Origin of the sequence: Staphylococcus sp. LKG4-2 (genome assembly GCF_050955665.1) — a bacterium.
Classification (GTDB): domain Bacteria; phylum Bacillota; class Bacilli; order Staphylococcales; family Staphylococcaceae; genus Staphylococcus; species Staphylococcus saprophyticus.
In genome coordinates this window covers 144,779-166,374 of the sequence record NZ_CP194532.1, presented here as the reverse complement: position 1 = coordinate 166,374, position 21,596 = coordinate 144,779, and the positions used below count along the sequence as shown (strand labels likewise).

Genomic DNA, 21,596 nt, shown 5'->3' with positions numbered 1-21,596 from the left:
ATTAATTTAGAGGGAGCGCATAGTAAATGAAAAAACCTTTTTCTAAATTATTTGGTTTAAAGAACAAAGATGACATCGTTGGTTATATTGAAGAGGATTATAATAATAGCGTTGAATCTATTCATACGGAACGTATTGTGCCAAACCGTTATCAACCAAGACAAGTATTTGAGCCAAATAAGATTAAAGAACTCGCAGAATCTATAGAAGAACATGGTTTGCTACAACCGATTGTCGTACGTCCAATTGAAGAGGATATGTTTGAGATTATAGCAGGTGAACGTAGATTTAGAGCTTTACAGAGCCTAAGTAAAACGCACGCTGATGTAATTATTAGATATTTAGATGATGAGGAAACTGCTGTAGTCGCACTCATTGAAAATATTCAACGTGAAAATTTATCTGTTGTTGAAGAAGCCGAAGCTTATAAAAAGTTACTAGAAATCGGGGATACCACACAGAGCGAATTAGCTAAAAGTGTCGGTAAAAGTCAGAGCTTTATTGCTAATAAACTCCGTTTATTAAAATTGGCGCCTAAAGTATTGGAACGTTTACGTGAAAGTAAAATTACGGAACGCCATGCGCGCGCGATGCTCAGTTTATCAGAAGAAGATCAAGAAATATTAGTTGAAACAGTTATAAGTCAAAAATTAAATGTAAAACAAACAGAAGCACGCGTGAAACAAAAGATAGGCCCTGAAAAAGTAAAAGCACAAAGATTTGAATTTGAAAAAGATTTAACTGATGCGCGTGAAGCGGTTGGTAAAAGTTTAGATTCTATCGAAAAAAGCGGTATTAAATATGAGCATCAAGCCAAAGATTACGATGATTATTATGAAATTAAAATAAAATTATTTAAACATTAATAGTGATAGAGGTTTACCTATGATAAGACGAGGTAAGCCTCTATTTTTTGTACTAATATATATGATTAGGTATTAATTAAGGTTTAATAAAATCAAAAATACATATTTATAAAATTAGAATAAAAAACAAATGTAATATTGTGAAATTTTACCATTTATGGTTAAATTAAGAAAACGCTTTCAAGTTATCTAAGGGGGAATGGTAACATGATTACTTTTATTGTAGCTATTATTTTATTGGTGGTGGGTTATTTCACTTATGGAAAATACATAGACAAAATGTTTGGACCAAATAAAGAGCGACCCACACCAGCGTATGATCAAAGAGATGATGTTGATTATTTACCAATGAAGACGCGATCTAACTCGCTTATACAATTGTTAAATATCGCTGGTGTTGGACCTATATTTGGACCTATTATGGGAGCACTTTATGGACCCATAGCATTTATTTGGATTGTTGTAGGCTGTATCTTTGCAGGGGCAGTACATGATTATCTGACCGGTATGATTTCAATTAGAAATAAAGGGGCGCACTTACCAGAACTTGCAGGGAAATTTTTAGGTCAAGTGATGAAGCACTTTGTTAATATATTTTCTATTTTATTATTACTCTTAACAGGAACTGTATTTGTGACTAGTCCGGCACTTCTATTACATAATTTAATGGATGGACGCATTGCACTGGGTATTATTATTTTTGTTATATTTGTTTATTATACATTATCTACAATTTTACCTATAGATAAGATCATTGGTAGAATTTATCCAATGTTTGGCGCATTATTATTAGTGAGTGCGGTAGGTATAGGTTTCCGTCTTATTCAAACAGGGGCACCTATTCCAGAACTAAATTTTAGTAATATGCATCCTGATGGGGCGCCAGTATTTCCATTACTATTCTTTACAATAACTTGTGGTGCATTGTCTGGATTTCATGCGACACAGACACCGATTATTTCTAGAACAACAAATAAAGAACAGAATGGTAGATTCATCTTTTACGGTATGATGATTGCGGAAGGTATCATAGCAATGATTTGGGCTGCAGCGGGTATGAGTTTATTTAATGGCTATAATGGTTTGAATGATGTCTTAGCACGTGGTGAAGCTGCATTAGTAGTGAGCCAGGCATCACATCTATTACTGGGCTCTGTATTCGGTACGATCGCCGTGTTAGGTGTTATCATTTTACCAATCACTAGCGGGGATACGTCTTTCAGAAGCGCTAGAATGATTATTGCAGATTATTTAAACTATGGTCAGCGAAATATTGTTAAACGTATTATTGTAGCAGTACCATTGTTCGTTATTAGCTTTGGTCTTACACAAGTTGATTTCACGATTCTATGGAGATATTTCTCTTGGGCAAATCAAACAACAGCGGTTGTTGCACTATGGGTAGGTGCGATGTATCTATTGATTGCGAAAAAGAATTTCTGGGTGGCGGCAATCCCAGCTGTGTTTATGACATGGAATATTTTTACTTATATTTTAAGTCAGAAAATTGGATTGGGTTTAGACCTCAATTTAAGTTATATCATAGCCTTTGTGCTAACGATTTTATGGGTAGCTTATTTCAGTTATCAATACAAAAAAATCACAGCAGGTGCTAAATTTGAATTGGATTATCAAATATCTTATAAGCAACAACAAACAACATAATATTATATTAAAGGATAGGAGCTTGCTAATATAACAAGTTTCCTATCCTTTGGTATGTCTAAAGGGCAGTCTTGATTCACTGTGACAACAGTATGTAAAAATATTTAAGCATGGCAAAATGATGCAGATGTCAACGAACTTTGATAGTCTTATATTGAAAATCATCATAATCTCTACTTAAAGGAGCAGAACAATGAATTTAGGACATCAAATTAAATATTATCGGCAACGCGATTATTTATCTCAAGAAAGTTTAGCTGAAAAATTATATGTTTCACGACAAACAATTTCTAATTGGGAGAATGATAAAAGCTATCCAGATATTCATAATTTATTGATGCTAAGTTCATTGTTTGATGTTTCTTTAGATGACTTAGTCAAAGGAGACGTGGAGATTATGGAGCGTAAGTTGAAAGAAAGCAGATTTAATCTATCGTCGCATTTAATGATATGGCCGATGTTGATAGCAGGAATATTAATTGGACCTGCGATGTATTACTGGGGAGCATTTGGTTTAATACTAGAAATATTATTATTAGGTACTGGTATTATTGCATCATTTAAGGTAGAGCGTTTTAAGAAATCATATCAAATACAAACCTATGATCGTATCGTAGCTTTTATGAATGGAAAGGATCCAAATGAAGTACATTCATCTAATTTAAGAAATTTAATTACTTCGATATATAGTTTCGTATTAGTCGTGGGTATTTTTATCGCAGTTGTATTAATTAGTATATATCTATTTAAGCCATAAGTATGATATAAAACATGTGGATGATAGTTCGATTTTTAAAAATTAGAAATTTCTCCTTGAGATTGACGTAACGTAAGGGTGTAACGTGTTATTTGTCAGGAGGTGAATTATGGAATATACCGTAAGTCAATTAGCTAAACTATCAGGTGTAAGTCCTCGCACATTGCGCTATTATGATCAAATTGGATTGCTTAAACCAGATAGAATCAATTCATCAGGATACCGGATATATGGCAAAGAACAAGTAGACATGCTACAACAAATTATATTCTATCGAGAGTTAGATGTAAGTATTGAAGAAATAAAAAACATCGTCCAACAACCTGGATTTGATCAAGTAACTGCTTTAGAAAATCATTCTGAAAATTTAAAACAAAAACGTGCACACCTCGACAAAATTATAGAAACCGTAGAAAAAACCATTGCGCATACGAAAGGAGAAATTGCTATGCAAGATAAAGAAAAATTTGAAGGATTGAAAGTACAAGCAATTCAAGAAAACGAACATGAATATGGTACTGAAATCAGAGAAAAATACGGTGACAAGACTGTAGATGAAAGTAATGCAAAATTTAAAGATATGACTGAAGCGGAATATAATGAATGGCGTAAATTAGAGAATGAAATTATTGAGTTATTACCCAAAGCATATCAAACCGGCGATCCATCATCTGAGGTTGCGCAAATGTTAGCTGCGAAACATAAAGCATGGTTAATGTATACGTGGTCTGATTATACTAAAGAAGCACATGCAGGTTTAGCTGAAATGTACGTGGCTGATGAACGATTTTCTAGATATTATGATAAATATGTAGAAGGTGGTGCTCAATTTTTAAGAGATACCATAATCGCTTTTGTTAAGAAATAAAGACGGATAAGATAGCGGGGCGTCTTAGGTAATGTCTTTCGAGCTAAAGATTATATATTAATTAAGAAGTTAGACAACACAACGTTGTTTAGCTTCTTTTTATTATTTGGGGATGGTAAAAGTAGGGAGTTAATCAATTTTAAGTTTATAGTTTTTGGTAGTAAAAGTGTTGGAAATGAGGCATTTTTTAATATGCTTCAACGTAGTTTAAGTAGGTACGCTGATACATTAGCAGGTGGTATAATAATAGAGTCGCCTTAACTTCCGGCGGGCGATATTTTCGGCGGAAGGAGGTGTTTAATATGCTTATGATCTTCGTTCACATCATTGCACCAGTCATTAGTGGCTGTGCAGTTGCGTATTTTACTTATTGGCTTAGTAGTAAACGCAATAAATAGAAGGCGACGTTAAGCCGCATCAAAAAATCCCCTCACTACCGCAAATAGTGAGGGGATTGGTGCTTATATGCATATAACCTTCGTTAATTGAATTATAACATCATAGTGGGTAGGAATGCAAAATCGAAATTGTGAAATATAAATATTTAATATAAAGGGAATGGGATAGTAGAAATATATACTTAATTATTTAAGTGAAAGATTTTATATAACCTTTATAAGCGTAACAAAAACACATGCAATATTATGCATGTGTTTTAATTTTTTCAAAATATTAATTTATTTGCTTATAATTGTATAAAATACTAATATAATAGCTTTAATAGCATTGAAAGGTGTGATCATTAAATATGAATTATGAAAACTTTTTTCCAATATTGTATAAAAAATTATGAAGATATACTTAATAATAAATTTTTATTTTTTATTGACTTTATACCTAAAAAAACGAATGTGTATGATATATCACCAATTAATAAGAAAAGAAACAAACCAATTTATACTAGTTATATCAATTCAATAAATAACTCTTCACTATTAACTAGTAGTGCTATTAATAAAGCAATTTTAAATACCAATAAATTCAACAATAACGTTATTAATCCTACCGTTTACAATACATCTGTGCTTAATGCAATAGGGTTACTTAATAAAAAAACAAATTCATTAATTTCTACCAATTATACTTATCCTATTAAAAATCCTTCACTATTAGCTAATAACGCTATTAATAAAGCGTATTCAAATACAACTAAATTCAATAATATAATTGGCAAAATCAATTTATACAATACATATAATTATTCGGTAACTGATAAAATTTTAAAAAGTTTAAATTATAATAAACCTTCTTATTTCAGTACCATCAAAAACTTTAATTATAAGATACCGTCATCTGCTTTTTACACTAACTTTAATAAAACTATTGATATTAACAAACTAATAGTTCCCAAAAATCATTTCGATTTATTTGGTAGAGTGGGATTCAAAGAGAACTTTACAGCAACTAGAATTAGAGGCCATAGTACATATTTAAAAAGAAAAGATAGTGATGAATATACTGACATAAATAGTATTTCTGACGCTTATGCTCTTTATGATGAAAATTTAGGATTTAGCGAAAAAGAACTTTTTGAATTTATTAGGTATATTCAAAATACTCCAATGCTTATTTTAAATCATAAAATTGGCAAGAAAATTTATGATGAAATCCAAAGTTTTAATATAGGTTTATTCGAAACTGCAGAAGAACTAACACTTTATAAAACCAGAACTAAAAAGGATAAATTTCCATTTTCATATGAGCAAATGAGTATTACACCTTATGATATTTCAAGAGGTGGACGCTTTGATTCTTATGGCCAATCTCTACTATATACTGCTAATCAAAAAGAAATTTCGTTATTAGAAGTGTATGACGAACATTCAAAGTATTACCATGTTCAGCAGTACTTATATAATAATAATTTGAAGCTAGCTGATTTTACTAAAATTGATAGTCATCTTTTAGATATATTACTAAGGCCTAAAACCTCAAATAACTATCAAGAATATATATTACCTAGGTTCATTGCGGAATGTATTAAATTTGGTGGTTATGGTGGTCTTGTTATTAGAAGTAGTAAATCATTAAAACACCGTAATGATTTAAATTTTAATTTATTTGATCACGCTACAAATGAGCTAAAAAGAGGTGAATATGAGGTTTTATCCAAGAAAGAAGTAGACTTTTTAATTCATCATTATAAATGAAGTTAAAAGATGTACACTATAGCTATGATAAGATTATCTCAAATATGAAATTTCTCTTATTGTTTACATAAATTATGATTAAAGGAATAGGAAATTTTATTTGTTAACAAGTAGTATTATAATAGTCTCACCTATTTATCATTCGTCAAATTGAATTTGGAGGAAGTGCTGTTCTCATTGGAAATCTTTGTGCACAATCATAAGTGTTTGTATTATTGCGTTATTTACGCATTGGTTACGTAAATATAAATAGGATACAATAACTACATCTACAAAAAACCTCACTATTGCGAGTAGTGAGGGGTTCGGTGCATCAAATGCAAATATCCTTGAAAATCTGACATGCGTCACAACCACGGATACTTAAATTTTGACCATTTATTTCTAAAATGCAGGGTCCCTTAAATAAACATTTTTGTTTGATTTTTATCTTGGTTCCATGAGTTAAACCTAATGCATGGAGACGCTGAAGCATGTGCTTGTTTCTAATTTTTAAATCAGTTACTGTGTAATTTTTTTCTAGAACGCCAGTCTTTAAATTCAACATATACATCACTCTTTCACAATAATAATCATTATCAATTATATAATTAGGTTTAGTGCAATAGAAGTGGTATAAATATTAAATTTATAAACATTTTGTTAAACTTTATTGCTGTATGCATACAACTTTAACGTGGATAATGATATTAGAAAAAGGGTATAGAAAAGTGAGCAAAGAGATTGTATTTACTTATATGTAATATTACACTATAGATACTATCGAAATATGAAACAATAATGTTTTATATTGAATATGTAATATGACTATACATAATGATTAACGGCAACTAGGTGATTTGATCTCAATCCAATAAGTAGCAGATGTGATAAAAATGAAGTTGATGTTTGTCAAATGCACATGAATGTTAGGAGGGATTCAAATGGCTATCCGTGAAAATAAACGTATTAAAGTAAAAAGAGTAAACGAAACACGTTCAAATGGTATTTCTGTCATGATTGAAGAAGGTGGATTGGGGGCCGATCAATACTATCAGATAGAAAAGCAAAATGCGAAGACCTCAGAAGAACATTTGCATCAATTTGAACATGAAGTCAGTGAGAAAAGCGACGTAGAATTGGTTGATTTATTAATTATTAATGCACAAGAAAGTACAAATCGTGAATATAATGAAGCATTAAAAGTAATACAGTTAGAAGTGTTACAACGCATGAAGCATTAAACGTATAACGTACTGTATGACCTGCTAGAATAGCATACCAATAAACTTTGGAATGAAGTAACGATACGCTAAAGTTTATTGGTATTTTTTTAATGTTAAAATAAATGCGTACGAAGTATAACCTACAAGTCTATTGTAAATTCAAAAAATTAGGGTGAACACATGTATAATCCTCAAATCAAAACATTTATTAAAGTTGCTGATTTAGGAAGTTTTAATTAATTACGGAATGAATAGCATCTTTTTTCAAAGACAACTTAGAATTGAAAATAACGGAGAGGGACAAAAATCCAATTTTCTAATAGAGATTTTGTAGTCCTACCTATGCAATCAAGGCAAGGATGACTAGAATTGAAAAAAGCTTGATACAAGGGTATTTTCAATTCAGTCATCTACTGCTTAATTGAAAAAGAGCCTTAGACATCATTAAATGTCTAAGGCTCTTTTATGAGGGAAAATGAGTATACTATCCGTTGAACTCTAAAGGATTTGGTCCAATTCTACGATCTTGATTTAACGCATCGATGCGTGCGATTTGTGCTTGCGTTAATGAAAAATCAAATATATTTATATTTTCTTCGATTCTATGTGGTGTGACTGATTTAGGTATAGTCACCACACCATGCTCAATATTCCATCTGATAACGACTTGAGCTGGGGATTTTCCAATTTCATTAGCGATTGCGACGATTGTCTCATCTGTAAGAATTTCAGCATTCATTAAAGGAGACCAAGATTCCATTTGAATAGATTCAGAAGCAAGATAATCTCTTAATGATTGTTGTATAAGGTATGGATGGAATTCCACTTGATCGATGACCGGTTTGATAGAAGTATGTGCTTTTAAAGTTTCAAGGTGTTCAATATCAAAGTTACTGACACCAATGTTTTTGACTTTTCCATCATTATATAATGCTTCCATGCCTTCCCATGTTTCTATCATTAGCGACTGATCAGTACCTGGCCAATGAATAAGATAAAGGTCTAAGTAATCTAAGCCTAAAAGCTTTAATGAAGTTTCATAACCTACTTGAACGTTATCTTTACCGTAGTGGTCTAACCATAATTTTGATGTGATAAACAAATCTTCTCTTTGAATACCAGCTTCAAGGATGCCTTCTTGAATGCCCTGACCGACCATTTCTTCATTACCGTATACGAAAGCAGCATCAATACTACGGTAGCCACTAACAATTGCATGTTTAACAGCATCCTTTGCCGTATCATTATTTTCCACTCTAAAAACGCCTAAACCTAGTTGAGGCATCGTATGTCCATTATTAAATGTTGTATATTGCATCAAAAAACTCCTTTTTATCTAAATTCGTATTATGACGATAATTATTATTTTAAAGGGCATACTTTAAAAAAGTAAGTACGCACTTTAAAGTACCCGTGCAATAGATAATGCCAAGAAAATAAGTGATGTAAAAAAGTCCCTGAATATAAGGTAGGTGATTAACGGATAACTTTGTAAAATATATGAAAATACAAGAAAAGTTAATTCTTTCTTCAATAGCATATACATCAGATTCAAAAATCATTATACTTAAAAACATGTTTGTTTTAAAAATAGCAAGGAGAAGTAAAAAATGAATCTTATACAAAGCTTATTACGAAAAGAAGATGTATCTCGATACCAAAATAAAGATGCGCATCTAGAACGTACACTCCGTGTAAAAGACTTTTTAGCGCTAGGTGTAGGGACAATTGTTTCTACAGCGATTTTTACACTGCCTGGTGTTGTATCAGCAGATCATACGGGGCCATCTGTTAGCTTATCTTTTTTAATGGCGGCGATTGTTGCTGCAATGGTCGCATTTGTCTATGCTGAAATGGCAACGGTAATGCCTTTTGCGGGTTCTGCATATACTTGGATTAGTATTTTATTTGGAGAGTTCTTTGGATGGATTGTTGGATGGGCATTAATTGCTGAATATCTGATTGCCGTATCTTTCGTTGCTTCAGGTTTTTCTGCTAATTTAAGAGGGCTGTTAGACCCTTTCCATATTTCATTACCGAATTCACTTTCTAACTCATTGGGTACGGATGGCGGTATCTTAGATTTGATAGCAGCAGTCGTCGTTGTTATTACTGCCTTGTTATTATCTCGTGGAACTTCTGAAACAGCACGTGTTCAAAATATATTAGTAGTACTTAAAGTACTCGCGATTTTTTTATTTATTATTGTAGGGGTATCAGTGATAGATCTTGGAAATTACGTTCCGTTTATACCTGAATATAAAGAAACTGCAGCAGGCGCATTTGGAGGATGGCAAGGTATTTATGCTGGAAGTTCAGTCATCTTCGTAGCATATATTGGTTTTGATTCAATAGCAGCTAATTCTGGTGAAGCGATTAATCCACAGAAAACAATGCCAAGAGGTATACTAGGTTCGCTACTGATTGCCGTAACGCTCTTTATTGTTGTAGCACTTGTGCTAGTCGGCATGTTTGACTATAGTTCATATAAAAATAATGCAGAGCCAGTTGGATGGGCATTACGTACAAGTGGCTATGGTACGATTGCTGTCATTGTTCAAGCCATTTCAGTTATTGGTATGTTTACTGCCTTAATCGGTATGATGTTGGCTGGTTCCCGTTTATTATATTCATTTGGTCGGGATGGTATCCTTCCGTCTTGGCTTGGAAAATTAAACAATAAAAATCTACCGAATCGTGCATTGATTGTACTTTCTATTGTTGCTGTAGTTATTGGTGCAGTCTTTCCGTTTGGTTTCCTTGCACAATTAATTTCTGCAGGTGCTTTGGTAGCATTTATGTTCGTTACGGTTGGTATCTATGCCTTACGTAAGAGAGAAGGAAAAGATTTGCCAATGCCAGCATTTAAACTACCATTTTATCCAATCATGCCAATCATTATCTTTGTGTGTGTATTCGCTGTATTTTGGGGCTTAAGTGGACAGGCTAAGCTCTATACATTGATTTGGTTTATCATTGGTATTGTGTATTATCTATTTTATCTAGTGAAAACGAATCGTCAGCAAAAATAAGTAGTTCAAATAAAAATAAAACGATCCAATCGATCAATAGCATCACAGTAATTAACATTGAAGTTGCTATTGGTAGTGTAAGTTGAGTGATATTATAACCTTTATCTATAAGGCCCCTCGTTAATTTAGTTTAGTAGTATTTATTAAATTATACGAAAGGGCCTTATTTTTTTAAAAGCATTGTGATATAAAATGACGTATAAATGGTATTTATGTCCGAGTTCATTGGCAATACTAAACACGATTTGAGCTAGGAAAACGTCTTCATATACATTTAATATATAAATAGATACAATTAATATAAATATATTAATAAAGGGGATTTTTAATGAATATCAAGCTTATTGTGACGGATATGGATGGAACTTTTTTAAATAGTAATAGTCAATTCAATAGTGAATCATTTCAATTATTGAAAGAACACTGTGCACAAGCACACATTCGTTTTGTGTTTTGTACTGGTAAACAATGTGAGCGCGTTGAAAATATCGTTGGGGATTTAGCGCAAGATACATTTATCGTTGGAGATAGTGCTACTAGAACTAAATATAATGGATTGTTTATATACAATGCCACGATTGATCATCATAAAGGGCAAGAAATTATCCAAGCAATTAGTGAGATTGATTCGACGCAAACGATTTTAGGTTGTACGGCATCTAGTGCATATGTACTCAATCATATTTCTGAAGCAGAGAAAAGAATTGTACATGGCTCGTATCAAGAAGTGACCTATATTAATGATTTTTCAGAAGTTGAGGAAGATTTTTTGAAAATTTCAGTGCATGATCCTAAAGCAAATTGTAAAGCGACGGCACAGCAAATTAAGCACTATGAGTCAGACGTTTATATTATTGCATCTGATGAGGAATGGATTGATATTGCAGATTTAGGTGTTAATAAAGGGACGACGATACGTCGTATTCAAAATTTATTACAAATTAGTCCCGCGGAAACAATCGCATTTGGTGATGGTATGAATGATATTGATTTATTTAAAGCGGCTAAATATAAAGTAGCGATGGATAATGCATACCCAGAGTTGAAAGCAGAAGCGAATTTAATCGCCAAAAATAATGATGAAGATGGTGTCATTCAAACACTTAATCTTTTACTTGGTTTTAAATAATTAATCATAAAAAATGTTTTTAATTTTATGAAAACGCTTTTTAAAAAACCATGTTTGAACTTGGTAAAGCATCCATACTGCAAGAAAAGTTATATACCCTGATATATAGTCATTTAAGTGCGTATAAAAATGCGGATGACAAAATTGGCAATATGCCATTTGATTACTTTATGAGTTATGTATCAGGTGCCGGTATTTCCATACTGAAACACTGGGTCAAAGATGACAATAGAATAGATAAGCGTGAATTTGTTCATCATTTCTATAATATTGTGACCGTAGGGACGGTGGGTATTGTAAAGCAAGCCTTTTAAATGAAGTATGTGAGATATTTATCGTGAAATTGAATGACAAACATCTAATAGATATATAGGAGCAATCAATATGAACAAGATTACATTAACATTTTTTGAAAAAGTGACAGTTATCCTTACGCCGTTTCTTTTATCAGGTATTGCATACGCCATATTAGTGAATTTATTGTACATAAAGAAAATCCCAATCATTGGTGACAATATGCTATTTAATCTTATTGAGCGTTATTATAGTGATTGGCTTGTCGTTAGGTTTTCCGAGCTTTAATTTACCAATAGGGCTAAATATTAAGAAGACACAGAAGAATATCATCAATGCAACGATAATCATATAATACCAACCGAAGTATTCTGTAATCCAACCCGTAATGTTTGTCCCTATGGTATTGAACTGATTAGGGAAAATAGCACCTAATAATACAACGATAGCTGTAAGAATAAGACTATAAGTAAAAACAGAAGAAAGCTTTTTTCCGCTAAATTTTTGTTCATTAGATTCCAAAATAAACCCTCCTTATATTTTTAAACATTGTTAAGGATAAAAACTTATGCGAATGCTACAACTATATAAAATGTTTATAAAAGCAACGATGTATAAAAAATAATTAATATTTTTGTAACGAAAATATTAAATAATATAATGTCGAAATCTAAATTTTAAAAAAATAGAAATGCTGTAAATCATCAGCATTAATAAAGTAAATATGATGAGTCAACTAGACATGATGTGTTAAAACATTAATTTGAATTTATGTCTGCTCAAACCCCGTTATAAAGCCATAAAATAGTTAATCTTAATTTGTAAAATTTAAAATTTTTGCATAATTTTCAAAAATAATGTTATATTACATGTAAGGGCTTACATTTACATAAAAAGGAGCGCTTTTTAAAGGGGAAAGCTTATAACAGATTGGATTAAATAAAGATAGGAGACACCTATATGAAAATTATTCCATTTTCAAAATTGACAAGCATCATTAATAAAGGTGATGTTATAGCTCTGGCAGCCTTATCAACGGCTAATTTACCAGCTGAGATACTCAAAACGTTAGTCGAATATAATGATGAAGATCAATCGTTTACAGATTTTACATTTATGTTAGCAAATGATATTAGTGATTATCGTGGCGATAGCTATGACTTAGATGCGTTTACAACAAGGGGTATGATTAAGCGATTAATCACAAGTATCATCACAGCGTCACCGGCAACAATCAATGCAATGCGCAATAACGAGATCGAAGCGTATTACTTACCTCAAGGCGTGATTACCACACATTACAGAAGTAAGACGCAAGCATCACCAGGTACCATATCTAAAATTGGCCTGAACACCAATGTAGATCCTAGGTATACAGGTGGTAAAGTCAATGAGCGCACGACCGAAGATTTAGTATCGTTGATTGAAATTAATCATCAGACATATTTACAGTATGACTTTCCAGACATAGATATTGCGCTATTAAGAGGTACATATGCGGACATGGATGGCAACATATACATGACACATGAAGCACATCTTGGTGAAGGATATAGCTTAGCATTAGCAACACATAATAATCGCGGAAAAGTGATTGTACAAGTTAAAGCAGTTGTTCAAAATGGTAACTTTAATCCCAATGATGTATTTATTCCAGGAAAACTGGTCGATTATGTTGTCGTAAACACGAATCCTAAACTGCATAGGCAAGTGATGCAAACGCAATATGATCCAGCACTATCAGGACATTATCAAATTACAGAAATGCGAGAACCATATATAGCATTAGGTACCCGTAAAGTGATTTTGAGACGTGCGGCTCAATTTTTATTAGAGGGTGACGTAATCAGTATTGGTTTTGGCATAAATAATGAATTATCTAATGTCTTATCGGAAGAACAAGTCAATCATTTAGTTCAGCCTAATATTGATACGGGCGTATTTGGTGGATTAATCAGTAGTCGAGAACACTTTGGTATGAATTACAACTTGAGTGCACGAATGAGACATGATATGACTTGGGATTTTATCTATAACAATGGCTTGGATGTTGCCTATTTAAGCTTTGCTGAAGTTGATCAGATGGGTAATGTCAATGTGTCTAAGTTTGGAGAAAAAATGAACGGCTGCGGTGGTTTTATAGATATTAGTCAGACAGTAAAGACAATTGTATTTTCAGGAGCGATGGTTGTTGGGGGTCAACTATCATACGAAAATAATAAAGTAACTGTAGAAGCGCAAGGACGCGCTACAAAATTTGTGGATAAAGTGGGTAGTATGGATTTCAATGCTGAAAATGCAATTAAATTTAATCAAGAGGTCTACTTCGTAACGGAACGTGCAGTATTTGAACTAACGCACAAGGGTTTAAAACTTATTGAGATTGCACCAGGTTTAGATTTAGAACAAGATATTTTAGCCAACATGGCTTTTAGACCGATTCTTTCTGATGATATCAAGCTAACACACAGTGATATCTATCAAGCGCACTGGGGAGGATTGGCTCAAGCAATTAAGTCGGATTATCGTATTTAAATAAGGGGGAGAAAAATATGAACTACGACTGGATTAAAACAAGAGCAACGTTTGACGAACCAAAAGCAGCGGTCATTGATCCATTCAAAGGTACAGAATGGACATATCAAGATTTAAATATTAGAGCAGAGAACTTGGCGAATTATCTACAAGAACAAGGGGTTCAACGTGGTGATGTTGTTGGTATTTTTTCACCAAATGATGTTGCGTTATTAGACCTATTGTTTGCTTCATTCAAACTAGGCGCTGTGTATTTGCCCATTAATTGGCGATTAAAGACACAGGAAATTGAAAGCGTGATTGCTGATTCTGATGTGAAATTAATATTTTATTCAGCAAAGCATTTATCAAGTTTAGAAGGCATCGCAGATGAACTGATTCATATGGATATTGATTCTAAGACATATGATGATATCGTTGATCCAACCCATCATCGTCCTTTTACAACGGTTAGTGTTGAAGGTGATGATTTAGCATCTTTAATGTACACGAGTGGTACGACAGGATTACCAAAAGGCGTGATGTTCTCTTATGATTCATTTGTAAATAATCCAATTAACACAGCATTGACATACAAAGTATACGCATCCTATACAACCATTATTTCAACACCGATGTTTCATGTACTAGGATTTAATGACTTAACGATTCCATTATTAATGGCAGGTGGAACATTGGTATTACAACGGTACTTTAACGGTGAATCATTAAATGATTTAATGGCTCAATATCAACCGAATTTCTTAATTCAAATCCCAACGATGTACTACGCCATGTTGGCTGCTGACAACTTTGATTTAAAGAACTTTGCCAATATTGAATTCCTCATACAAGGGGGGGCAGCGCCTTTACCAACTGTACAGAAAAAATTTGTGAGCTTGGGAATTCCTATTATTACAGGTTATGGTTTAACAGAGGCACCACTTGTCAGCGTCAATACAGCAGCGAATAACGAACGTAAACCAGCGAGTATTGGGCAACCCGTGATGTTCACAGATATCCGTATCTTCGATGATAATTTTGAAGAAGCACAAGTTGGAGAAATTGGAGAACTGGGCGTTAGAGGTAATAATGTGACGCCAGGTTATTGGAATAAACCAGAAGAAACAGCCAAAGCATTTAGTGGTGAATTTTTCTTAACAGGAGATTTAGCCAAGATAGATGAAGATGGAGATGTTTATATAGTGGATCGCCGCAAAGAGATGATTATTACTGGCGGTGAAAATGTTCTCCCTTCCGAAGTTGAAAGGGTACTATCAGAACATCCACTTGTCGCTCAAGGTGTTGTGGTCGGTTATGATAGTCCGAAATACGGGGAGTCAGTTTCAGCAGCAGTTGTTTTAACAGAAGATGATCCAGATTTTGAACAGAAATTAGATGCACATATGCGAGAACATATTGCGGGTTATAAAATACCGAGATTGTATCTCAAATTAACACATATTCCATTAAACTCAACATCGAAACCAGATAAATTAGAAATTCAAAAATATATGAATGACAAAGCGCAAAAGCAAGACCAAAGTAAAGACGAATTAACATAACCCGTCGATTTGAAGCAGGATGTATTTAAAAGTTGGAAAAATTTTTAACTGTAAATGTAAGCGCAATCATAATAAATGGAGGTTTATATTATGCCAACAAAAGAAGAAGTAATCAAAGCATTATACCCAGAAGATATTTTAAGTATCGCAAAAGATTTAACGGAAGGAGAAGTGAAATTATTAAAACAACTTAACGATATGTTAGAAGAAAAATATCGTGATTCTGTTAATGAACATTGGTTAAATGCAACTGAGCCTGAAGACTATTTTGAGGAATTAGGAAAATTAAATTACTTCCAAAATCCATTGCTTTTTGAGGGACGTGAAGGTGAAAAAACGCCTAGCCAATTATTCCAATTCTTTATGTCGTATACAATAGCGAAATTTGATGTATCTCTAGCAACATTACTCGGTGTACACCAAGGACTCGGTCATAATTCATTTTGGTTTGGAGGCAGTAAAGAACAACAAGCTTACTATTTACCGAAATTACAATCACATGAATTACGTACCTGTTTCGCATTAACAGAACCCGAACATGGCTCTGATGTTGCTGGCGGTCTTGAAACCACTGCCAAACGAGATGGTGATAAATGGATTATCAATGGACAGAAGAAATGGATTGGCGGTGCCAATGTAGCAGATGTGATTCCAGTCTATGCAGTTGATGTAGAAACTGGCAAACCTAAAGGCTTTATTATCGAACCCAGTCAAGAAGGTGTCGAAATCGATGTGATTGAAAATAAAATTGCCTTACGTATCGTACCGAATACAAATATTCATTTGAACAACGTAGTCGTCAAAGAAGAACAACGTCTACAAAATATTAATAGCTTTAAAGATATTGCACGAGTACTTTACTCAACACGTGCAGGCGTTGCATACATGGCGACAGGCGCTATGGCAGGTGCGTTAAAAGCCACAACAGATTATGTAACGAAGCGTAAACAATTTGGTAAAGAAATTAGTAAATTCCAGTTAATTCAAGAGAAATTAGCCATGATGCAAGGAAATCTTGCACAAGCCATGGCAACATGTGCACAATTGGCGCGCATGCAGGCAAATGGAGAATATGATGAAGTGGCTACTTCTACAGCTAAGATGATGAATGCCTTACGTCTAAGAGAGTCTGTTGCGATGGGCAGAGGGGTTCATGGCGGAAATGGTATTCTAGCTGGTGAGTATGATATTGCCCGATTCTTTGCGGATGCAGAAGCTATCTACACATATGAAGGTACACATGAAATTAACGCACTTGTCATAGGCCGTGCATTGACAGGTGATTCCGCGTTTATCTAATAGATGAACGCATTGATATAACGCATTAATTCAGAACATTAAATTTGGAGGGTTTAGTATGACAATAAGAAAAGCAACGGTGTTAGGTGCAGGAACAATGGGGAGTCAAATTGCTGCGCTACTAGTCAACGCAGGATTAAAAGTAAAATTACTAGATATTGTGATTGACGAGAACGAACCAAATAAAATTTCAAAAAAAGCATATGAAATTATCACAAATCCTAAACGTCCACAATTATTCGATTTATCATTTGCCTCTAACCTGACGTACGGTAATTTTAATGAGGATTTAGCAGGGGAAGACGATGCAGATATCTATATTGAAGCAGTAAAAGAAGAAGTTGATATCAAACATCAAATTTGGAACAAAGTGAAAGACGTGGCTAAAGACGAAGCAATATTTGCCACGAATACGTCAGGTATTCCAATCGAATCAATTGCAGATGTCTTTGAAGATAGTGACAAAGAAAGATTTTTCGGAATGCATTTCTTTAATCCACCACGCATCATGAAATTAGTTGAAGTGATTCCTAATAGCAAGACTTCGAAATCGGTTGTCGATCGCGTGCAACGTTTTGCTGAAGACGTGTTAGGTAAAGGTGTTATCGTTGCTAACGATGTACCTGGATTTGTAGCGAACCGTGTTGGTACACAAACAATGAACGACATTATGTATCGCGCAGAAGTACAAGGATTTTCAATCACAGAAGTAGATGCACTGACAGGTCGCAGTATCGGGCGTCCAAAAATGGGAACTTATGGTTTATCAGATTTGGTAGGTCTTGATATCGCGATTGCAGTTATTAAAGGACTACAACAAATACCTGAAGAACAACCATTCTTCCATGATGTGAAACTATCCGAAAAACTTGCAGAAAAAGGTGCACTCGGCAATAAAACAAAACAAGGATTCTATAAAAAGGTAAACAAAAAGCGTTACGTCTTTGATCCTAAACAAAATGATTATGTTGAGCCACAGAAACCACATTTAGAAATATTAGGTCAATTCGGCAAAGATTTAGCTAAAAATTTAGATGTCATTTTTAATGCACAAGATGATGCTGGTGTGTTTTTATGGGAGACGCTAAGAAATAACTTCTATTATTCAGCAATTAATGTACCTAAAGCGGCAGAATCTTTCAAAGACATTGATAGAGCGCTTGTATGGGGCTTTAACTGGAAACAAGGTCCATTCCAATTATGGGATTTAATGGGTTTCGAACGTGTGAAAGCACGTATGAAAGAAGAGGTAGGACAGTTACCTGATTGGATAGAGCAACGCAATGAATCATTTTATGCGAAAGGTGAGACTATCGAGCGCATTACGCCCGTAGCGGAATATATTGATCAAGAACTATGGGATAGATCAGATTCTAATCTGTCTGTAGCAAATAAAGATCAATTATTACTAAAACTACAAAGTAAGAATAATGTTATTTCAAATAGCTTCCTTGATGACTTACTTGAAGCTATCGATACATTAGAGCGTGAAGACTATAGTAGCATGGTGATTTACGCAGGTGGATTTAATTTCAGTGTCGGTGCAAACTTATTCCAAATGAAACAAGCACATGAAGAAGGACGCGTTGTAGAAGAAGTCGGTGCAGCCGTTGAGCAACTGCATCATGTCTTTGCAAGATTAAAATATGCGCTTAAACCGATTGTTACAGCTGTACAAGGTAAAGCGCTTGGTGGTGGCTGTGAGCTTGTACTACATTCACCGATTGTTGTTGCTGCCAGTGAATCATATATTGGTCTAGTTGAGACAGGTGTCGGATTATTACCTGCAGGTGGCGGACTTGCAGAGTTATCAGATAGAATTCTTCGCACAAACCATAAAAATGATGACAAACAAAAATCAATTACTGATATACTCATGCAAATCGGCTTTGCCAAAGTATCAACTAACGCATATGAAGCGGTTAGATATGGTTATTTAAGAAATACAGATACAATTATTTTAAATACAGAAAAACGTGTCGAAGTTGCTTTAAACCGAGCGCGTTATGAATCGCAAACAAACTATATTCCAACACCAAAAGCACAGTATATTGCTTTAGGCAAAGACTTTAAAGCGCTGGCAGAAGGACAGTTGGATGCGCAGCGTATAGGTCATTTCATTAGTGACTATGATTACGAGATTACGTTGAAAGTGGCTGAAGTATTAGGCGGTGGAGATATTCCTCGTAACACATATATCAATCAAAGATATTTGCAAAAGCTTGAAAAAGAGAGATTTTTAGAATTGTTACAAAACAAAAAAACATATGACAGAATTTCTCATATCTTAGAAACTGGTAAACCACTACGCAACTAATTATGAATCAGTACAGGAAGGGTGAATTTAAATGCGAGACGCATATATAGTAGCTTACGGACGTTCAGCAGCTGGCAAAGCCAAAAATGGTGCTATGGCACATGAAAGACCAGATGAGGTTGCTGCAAAAGTATTAAAAGGTGTATTAGAAAGAGTCGGTGGTTCGTTTGAACCGAGTATGGTTGAAGATGTCATTGTAGGGAATTCATTCCCAGAAGGTTTACAAGGGCAAAATATCGCTAGAACCATTGCTTTGCTAGCAGGTCTACCGAATGAAGTACCAGGTCAAACGGTCAATCGTTATTGCTCATCAGGACTTCAAACTATTGCACATGCAGCAAATCAAATTATTGCCGATCAGGCAGATGTTATTGTCGCAGGTGGTATTGAATTGATGAGCGCTGTGCCAATGGGTGGTAATGAACCAACGAATAATCCGATTCTTCAAGATGAAGATTCAGGCGTTTCATACCCGATGGGACTTACAGCGGAAATGGTAGCAGAAACATATCATGTTTCTAGAGAAGATCAAGACGCATATGCAGTTCAAAGTCATCAACGCGCAGCAGAAGCGCAACAATCTGGTAAATTTGATGATGAAATTATACCTATTGAAGTCAATCAAGTAACATATGATGACAATGGACCTGTTGTTAGTAAAGCAGTATTTAAAGAAGATGAACTCATTAGACCAGATACAAATAAAGAAACTTTAGCTAAATTACCAACCGTATTTAAGGCTGACGGTACAGTGACGGCAGGCTCCTCGGCCCCATTAACAGATGGCTCAGGTTTTGTCGTTGTGATGTCTGGTGACAAAGTGAAGGAGCTAGGCGTAGAACCTATTGCACGCTTTGTTGGATTTAAAGCAGTAGGGGTAGATCCTAAATTGATGGGTATCGGTCCAGCATATGCGATTCCAGAAGTATTGGAACAAGCTAACTTAGACGTTAATGATATTGATTTAGTAGAATTAAATGAAGCATTCGCTTCTCAAACATTGGCTTCTATGAGAGAAGTGGGATTAGATGCTGAGAAGACGAATGTAAATGGCGGTGCCATTGCACTTGGACATCCACTTGGTGCTACAGGTGCGATGTTAGTAGGGCGCTTATTGTCTGAAATGAAGAAACGCCCAGAAACACGATACGGTATGGTTACCATGTGTATCGGTGTAGGTATGGGCGCAGCTGGAATTTTTGAATATGTGAGATAACACATGGATTAGTAAATGAAGTTATAACAATAAATAAAATATTTGTGATATAAACATTTCAAAATAAAAACGACAATTTCTGCAGTAATGGAAATTGTCGTTTTCTTTTTATGCGAATGACATTTATGAATTTCAGTAAAAGATGCTATAACTATCTCGTAATAAATGATTGTTATTGTGACAGTACGTATGCCTTTGACATTTCAACTTCAACTCTATGATTATGATATCGTTTGATTTAAAATACGCGTTAAGTATGTTTTTTTAGTCGTTGTTTTTCAGTATGTGTGGCTTTGCTTACAGGTTCATTACCGAGTGCTTTGCCGAGACCGAAATCAGGCATATTGATATAAATATTTTCATATTGATGGGAATCTACATTATATGTTTCATGGTAAAAACCAACGGCTTCATTATGCATTAATTTTTTCGAGAATTTGCGCCAAGCTTTTAAATGTACAGGCATTTTTGCATAACTAAGCAATTTTTCGTTTGTTTCCCAATATTGAACGATCATAACACCACGATATTTAAACAACATTTCATAAGATAAACAACCGAGTGATTTATCCTTTGATAATTCCGAGAGCATTGGTGGCATAGCTAAAAGTACAGGCAACCAGTGATGGACTTTATACCACTTGTTGATGTGAAGGCCAATCAAAAATACAGTGACCGATTCATTAGGTAGTACAGTATAACGACCTTGATTCATATCA

19 protein-coding genes and 1 pseudogene are annotated in these 21,596 nt (G+C 34.1%); 16 read left to right on the top strand and 4 right to left on the bottom strand.

Features of this window, described 5'->3' with window-relative positions; all coding sequences use genetic code 11:
• The first annotated feature begins 26 nt into the window (after positions 1-26).
• The 7 genes from ACM6UH_RS00795 to ACM6UH_RS00765 all read left to right on the top strand — a co-directional run bounded on the left by ACM6UH_RS00795 (position 27) and on the right by ACM6UH_RS00765 (position 6,559).
• Positions 27-866: a ParB/RepB/Spo0J family partition protein gene (locus tag ACM6UH_RS00795; protein ID WP_002481957.1), complete on the top strand. Its 840-nt coding sequence runs from the start codon at positions 27-29 to the stop codon at positions 864-866.
• A 207-nt stretch (positions 867-1,073) separates the two neighbouring features.
• On the top strand, positions 1,074-2,531 hold the full coding sequence (locus ACM6UH_RS00790) for a carbon starvation CstA family protein (RefSeq protein ID WP_433911973.1): 1,458 nt from the start codon (positions 1,074-1,076) through the stop codon (positions 2,529-2,531).
• Positions 2,532-2,724: 193 nt separating this feature from the next.
• Positions 2,725-3,288: a helix-turn-helix transcriptional regulator gene (locus ACM6UH_RS00785; protein WP_047505113.1), complete on the top strand. Its 564-nt coding sequence runs from the start codon at positions 2,725-2,727 to the stop codon at positions 3,286-3,288.
• A gap of 109 nt (positions 3,289-3,397) precedes the next feature.
• Positions 3,398-4,156 carry a MerR family transcriptional regulator gene (locus tag ACM6UH_RS00780; protein WP_069795223.1) on the top strand — a complete coding sequence of 253 codons (759 nt, stop codon included), beginning with the start codon at positions 3,398-3,400 and terminating at the stop codon, positions 4,154-4,156.
• Between the two features lie 302 nt (positions 4,157-4,458).
• Positions 4,459-4,554: a type I toxin-antitoxin system Fst family toxin gene (locus ACM6UH_RS00775; protein WP_002441941.1), complete on the top strand. Its 96-nt coding sequence runs from the start codon at positions 4,459-4,461 to the stop codon at positions 4,552-4,554.
• Positions 4,555-4,911: 357 nt separating this feature from the next.
• Complete coding sequence (locus tag ACM6UH_RS00770; protein ID WP_433911972.1) at positions 4,912-6,306, top strand: RES family NAD+ phosphorylase; 1,395 nt, start codon at positions 4,912-4,914, stop codon at positions 6,304-6,306.
• A gap of 187 nt (positions 6,307-6,493) precedes the next feature.
• The gene (locus ACM6UH_RS00765; protein ID WP_162009580.1) at positions 6,494-6,559 is read left to right on the top strand and encodes a type I toxin-antitoxin system Fst family toxin; all 66 of its coding nucleotides are present in this window, start codon (positions 6,494-6,496) and stop codon (positions 6,557-6,559) included.
• Between the two features lie 60 nt (positions 6,560-6,619).
• On the opposite strand, the gene ACM6UH_RS00760 is transcribed toward ACM6UH_RS00765, so the two are convergent.
• On the bottom strand, positions 6,620-6,853 hold the full coding sequence (locus ACM6UH_RS00760; RefSeq protein ID WP_011304022.1) for a FeoA family protein: 234 nt from the start codon (positions 6,851-6,853) through the stop codon (positions 6,620-6,622).
• 376 nt (positions 6,854-7,229) lie between these two features.
• Here ACM6UH_RS00760 and ACM6UH_RS00755 point away from each other — a divergent pair, with 376 nt between their 5' ends.
• On the top strand, positions 7,230-7,529 hold the full coding sequence (locus ACM6UH_RS00755; RefSeq protein WP_011304021.1) for a hypothetical protein: 300 nt from the start codon (positions 7,230-7,232) through the stop codon (positions 7,527-7,529).
• Positions 7,530-7,995: 466 nt separating this feature from the next.
• Here the strand turns inward: ACM6UH_RS00755 and ACM6UH_RS00750 are convergent, their stop codons facing one another.
• The gene (locus ACM6UH_RS00750; RefSeq protein WP_048787569.1) at positions 7,996-8,829 is read right to left on the bottom strand and encodes an aldo/keto reductase; all 834 of its coding nucleotides are present in this window, start codon (positions 8,827-8,829) and stop codon (positions 7,996-7,998) included.
• A 292-nt stretch (positions 8,830-9,121) separates the two neighbouring features.
• Between ACM6UH_RS00750 and ACM6UH_RS00745 the strand changes: the two genes are divergently transcribed.
• The 3 genes from ACM6UH_RS00745 (at position 9,122) to ACM6UH_RS00735 (ending at position 11,986) form a co-directional block, all read left to right on the top strand.
• The gene (locus ACM6UH_RS00745) at positions 9,122-10,543 is read left to right on the top strand and encodes an APC family permease (protein WP_069804925.1); all 1,422 of its coding nucleotides are present in this window, start codon (positions 9,122-9,124) and stop codon (positions 10,541-10,543) included.
• A 328-nt stretch (positions 10,544-10,871) separates the two neighbouring features.
• On the top strand, positions 10,872-11,672 hold the full coding sequence (locus ACM6UH_RS00740; RefSeq protein WP_063489087.1) for a Cof-type HAD-IIB family hydrolase: 801 nt from the start codon (positions 10,872-10,874) through the stop codon (positions 11,670-11,672).
• 50 nt (positions 11,673-11,722) lie between these two features.
• Complete coding sequence (locus ACM6UH_RS00735; protein WP_011304018.1) at positions 11,723-11,986, top strand: TetR-like C-terminal domain-containing protein; 264 nt, start codon at positions 11,723-11,725, stop codon at positions 11,984-11,986.
• Positions 11,987-12,224: 238 nt separating this feature from the next.
• Here the strand turns inward: ACM6UH_RS00735 and ACM6UH_RS00730 are convergent.
• Positions 12,225-12,491, bottom strand: a pseudogene (locus tag ACM6UH_RS00730) (BCCT family transporter); the annotation flags it as partial.
• 435 nt (positions 12,492-12,926) lie between these two features.
• Between ACM6UH_RS00730 and ACM6UH_RS00725 the strand changes: the two are divergent.
• From ACM6UH_RS00725 to ACM6UH_RS00705, 5 genes are all read left to right on the top strand, one after another.
• Positions 12,927-14,501, top strand: a complete 1,575-nt coding sequence (locus ACM6UH_RS00725; RefSeq protein ID WP_047505126.1) for a CoA-transferase — start codon at positions 12,927-12,929, stop codon at positions 14,499-14,501.
• Between the two features lie 17 nt (positions 14,502-14,518).
• Positions 14,519-16,045, top strand: coding sequence for a class I adenylate-forming enzyme family protein (locus tag ACM6UH_RS00720; protein ID WP_047505128.1), 1,527 nt, complete (start codon positions 14,519-14,521; stop codon positions 16,043-16,045).
• Positions 16,046-16,135: 90 nt separating this feature from the next.
• On the top strand, positions 16,136-17,344 hold the full coding sequence (locus ACM6UH_RS00715; RefSeq protein ID WP_011304013.1) for an acyl-CoA dehydrogenase family protein: 1,209 nt from the start codon (positions 16,136-16,138) through the stop codon (positions 17,342-17,344).
• Between the two features lie 58 nt (positions 17,345-17,402).
• Positions 17,403-19,661 carry a 3-hydroxyacyl-CoA dehydrogenase/enoyl-CoA hydratase family protein gene (locus ACM6UH_RS00710; protein ID WP_064205719.1) on the top strand — a complete coding sequence of 753 codons (2,259 nt, stop codon included), beginning with the start codon at positions 17,403-17,405 and terminating at the stop codon, positions 19,659-19,661.
• Positions 19,662-19,692: 31 nt separating this feature from the next.
• Entirely contained in the window at positions 19,693-20,877 is a 1,185-nt protein-coding gene (locus ACM6UH_RS00705; protein WP_011304011.1) for a thiolase family protein, read from the top strand.
• A gap of 250 nt (positions 20,878-21,127) precedes the next feature.
• Here the strand turns inward: ACM6UH_RS00705 and ACM6UH_RS00700 are convergent, their stop codons facing one another.
• Positions 21,128-21,592: a DUF4188 domain-containing protein gene (locus ACM6UH_RS00700; protein ID WP_047505133.1), complete on the bottom strand. Its 465-nt coding sequence runs from the start codon at positions 21,590-21,592 to the stop codon at positions 21,128-21,130.
• Positions 21,593-21,596 lie beyond the last annotated feature (4 nt).

Coding starts and splice junctions, on each gene's coding strand:
- ACM6UH_RS00715 (WP_011304013.1), top strand. CDS start 16,136: ATGCCAACAAAAGAAGAAGTAATCAAAGCATTATACCCAGAAGATATT.
- ACM6UH_RS00745 (WP_069804925.1), top strand. CDS start 9,122: ATGAATCTTATACAAAGCTTATTACGAAAAGAAGATGTATCTCGATAC.
- ACM6UH_RS00710 (WP_064205719.1), top strand. CDS start 17,403: ATGACAATAAGAAAAGCAACGGTGTTAGGTGCAGGAACAATGGGGAGT.
- ACM6UH_RS00755 (WP_011304021.1), top strand. CDS start 7,230: ATGGCTATCCGTGAAAATAAACGTATTAAAGTAAAAAGAGTAAACGAA.
- ACM6UH_RS00725 (WP_047505126.1), top strand. CDS start 12,927: ATGAAAATTATTCCATTTTCAAAATTGACAAGCATCATTAATAAAGGT.
- ACM6UH_RS00760 (WP_011304022.1), bottom strand. CDS start 6,853: ATGTTGAATTTAAAGACTGGCGTTCTAGAAAAAAATTACACAGTAACT.
- ACM6UH_RS00740 (WP_063489087.1), top strand. CDS start 10,872: ATGAATATCAAGCTTATTGTGACGGATATGGATGGAACTTTTTTAAAT.
- ACM6UH_RS00700 (WP_047505133.1), bottom strand. CDS start 21,592: ATGAATCAAGGTCGTTATACTGTACTACCTAATGAATCGGTCACTGTA.
- ACM6UH_RS00735 (WP_011304018.1), top strand. CDS start 11,723: ATGTTTGAACTTGGTAAAGCATCCATACTGCAAGAAAAGTTATATACC.
- ACM6UH_RS00780 (WP_069795223.1), top strand. CDS start 3,398: ATGGAATATACCGTAAGTCAATTAGCTAAACTATCAGGTGTAAGTCCT.
- ACM6UH_RS00770 (WP_433911972.1), top strand. CDS start 4,912: ATGAAAACTTTTTTCCAATATTGTATAAAAAATTATGAAGATATACTT.
- ACM6UH_RS00750 (WP_048787569.1), bottom strand. CDS start 8,829: ATGCAATATACAACATTTAATAATGGACATACGATGCCTCAACTAGGT.
- ACM6UH_RS00790 (WP_433911973.1), top strand. CDS start 1,074: ATGATTACTTTTATTGTAGCTATTATTTTATTGGTGGTGGGTTATTTC.
- ACM6UH_RS00795 (WP_002481957.1), top strand. CDS start 27: ATGAAAAAACCTTTTTCTAAATTATTTGGTTTAAAGAACAAAGATGAC.
- ACM6UH_RS00720 (WP_047505128.1), top strand. CDS start 14,519: ATGAACTACGACTGGATTAAAACAAGAGCAACGTTTGACGAACCAAAA.
- ACM6UH_RS00785 (WP_047505113.1), top strand. CDS start 2,725: ATGAATTTAGGACATCAAATTAAATATTATCGGCAACGCGATTATTTA.
- ACM6UH_RS00705 (WP_011304011.1), top strand. CDS start 19,693: ATGCGAGACGCATATATAGTAGCTTACGGACGTTCAGCAGCTGGCAAA.
- ACM6UH_RS00775 (WP_002441941.1), top strand. CDS start 4,459: ATGCTTATGATCTTCGTTCACATCATTGCACCAGTCATTAGTGGCTGT.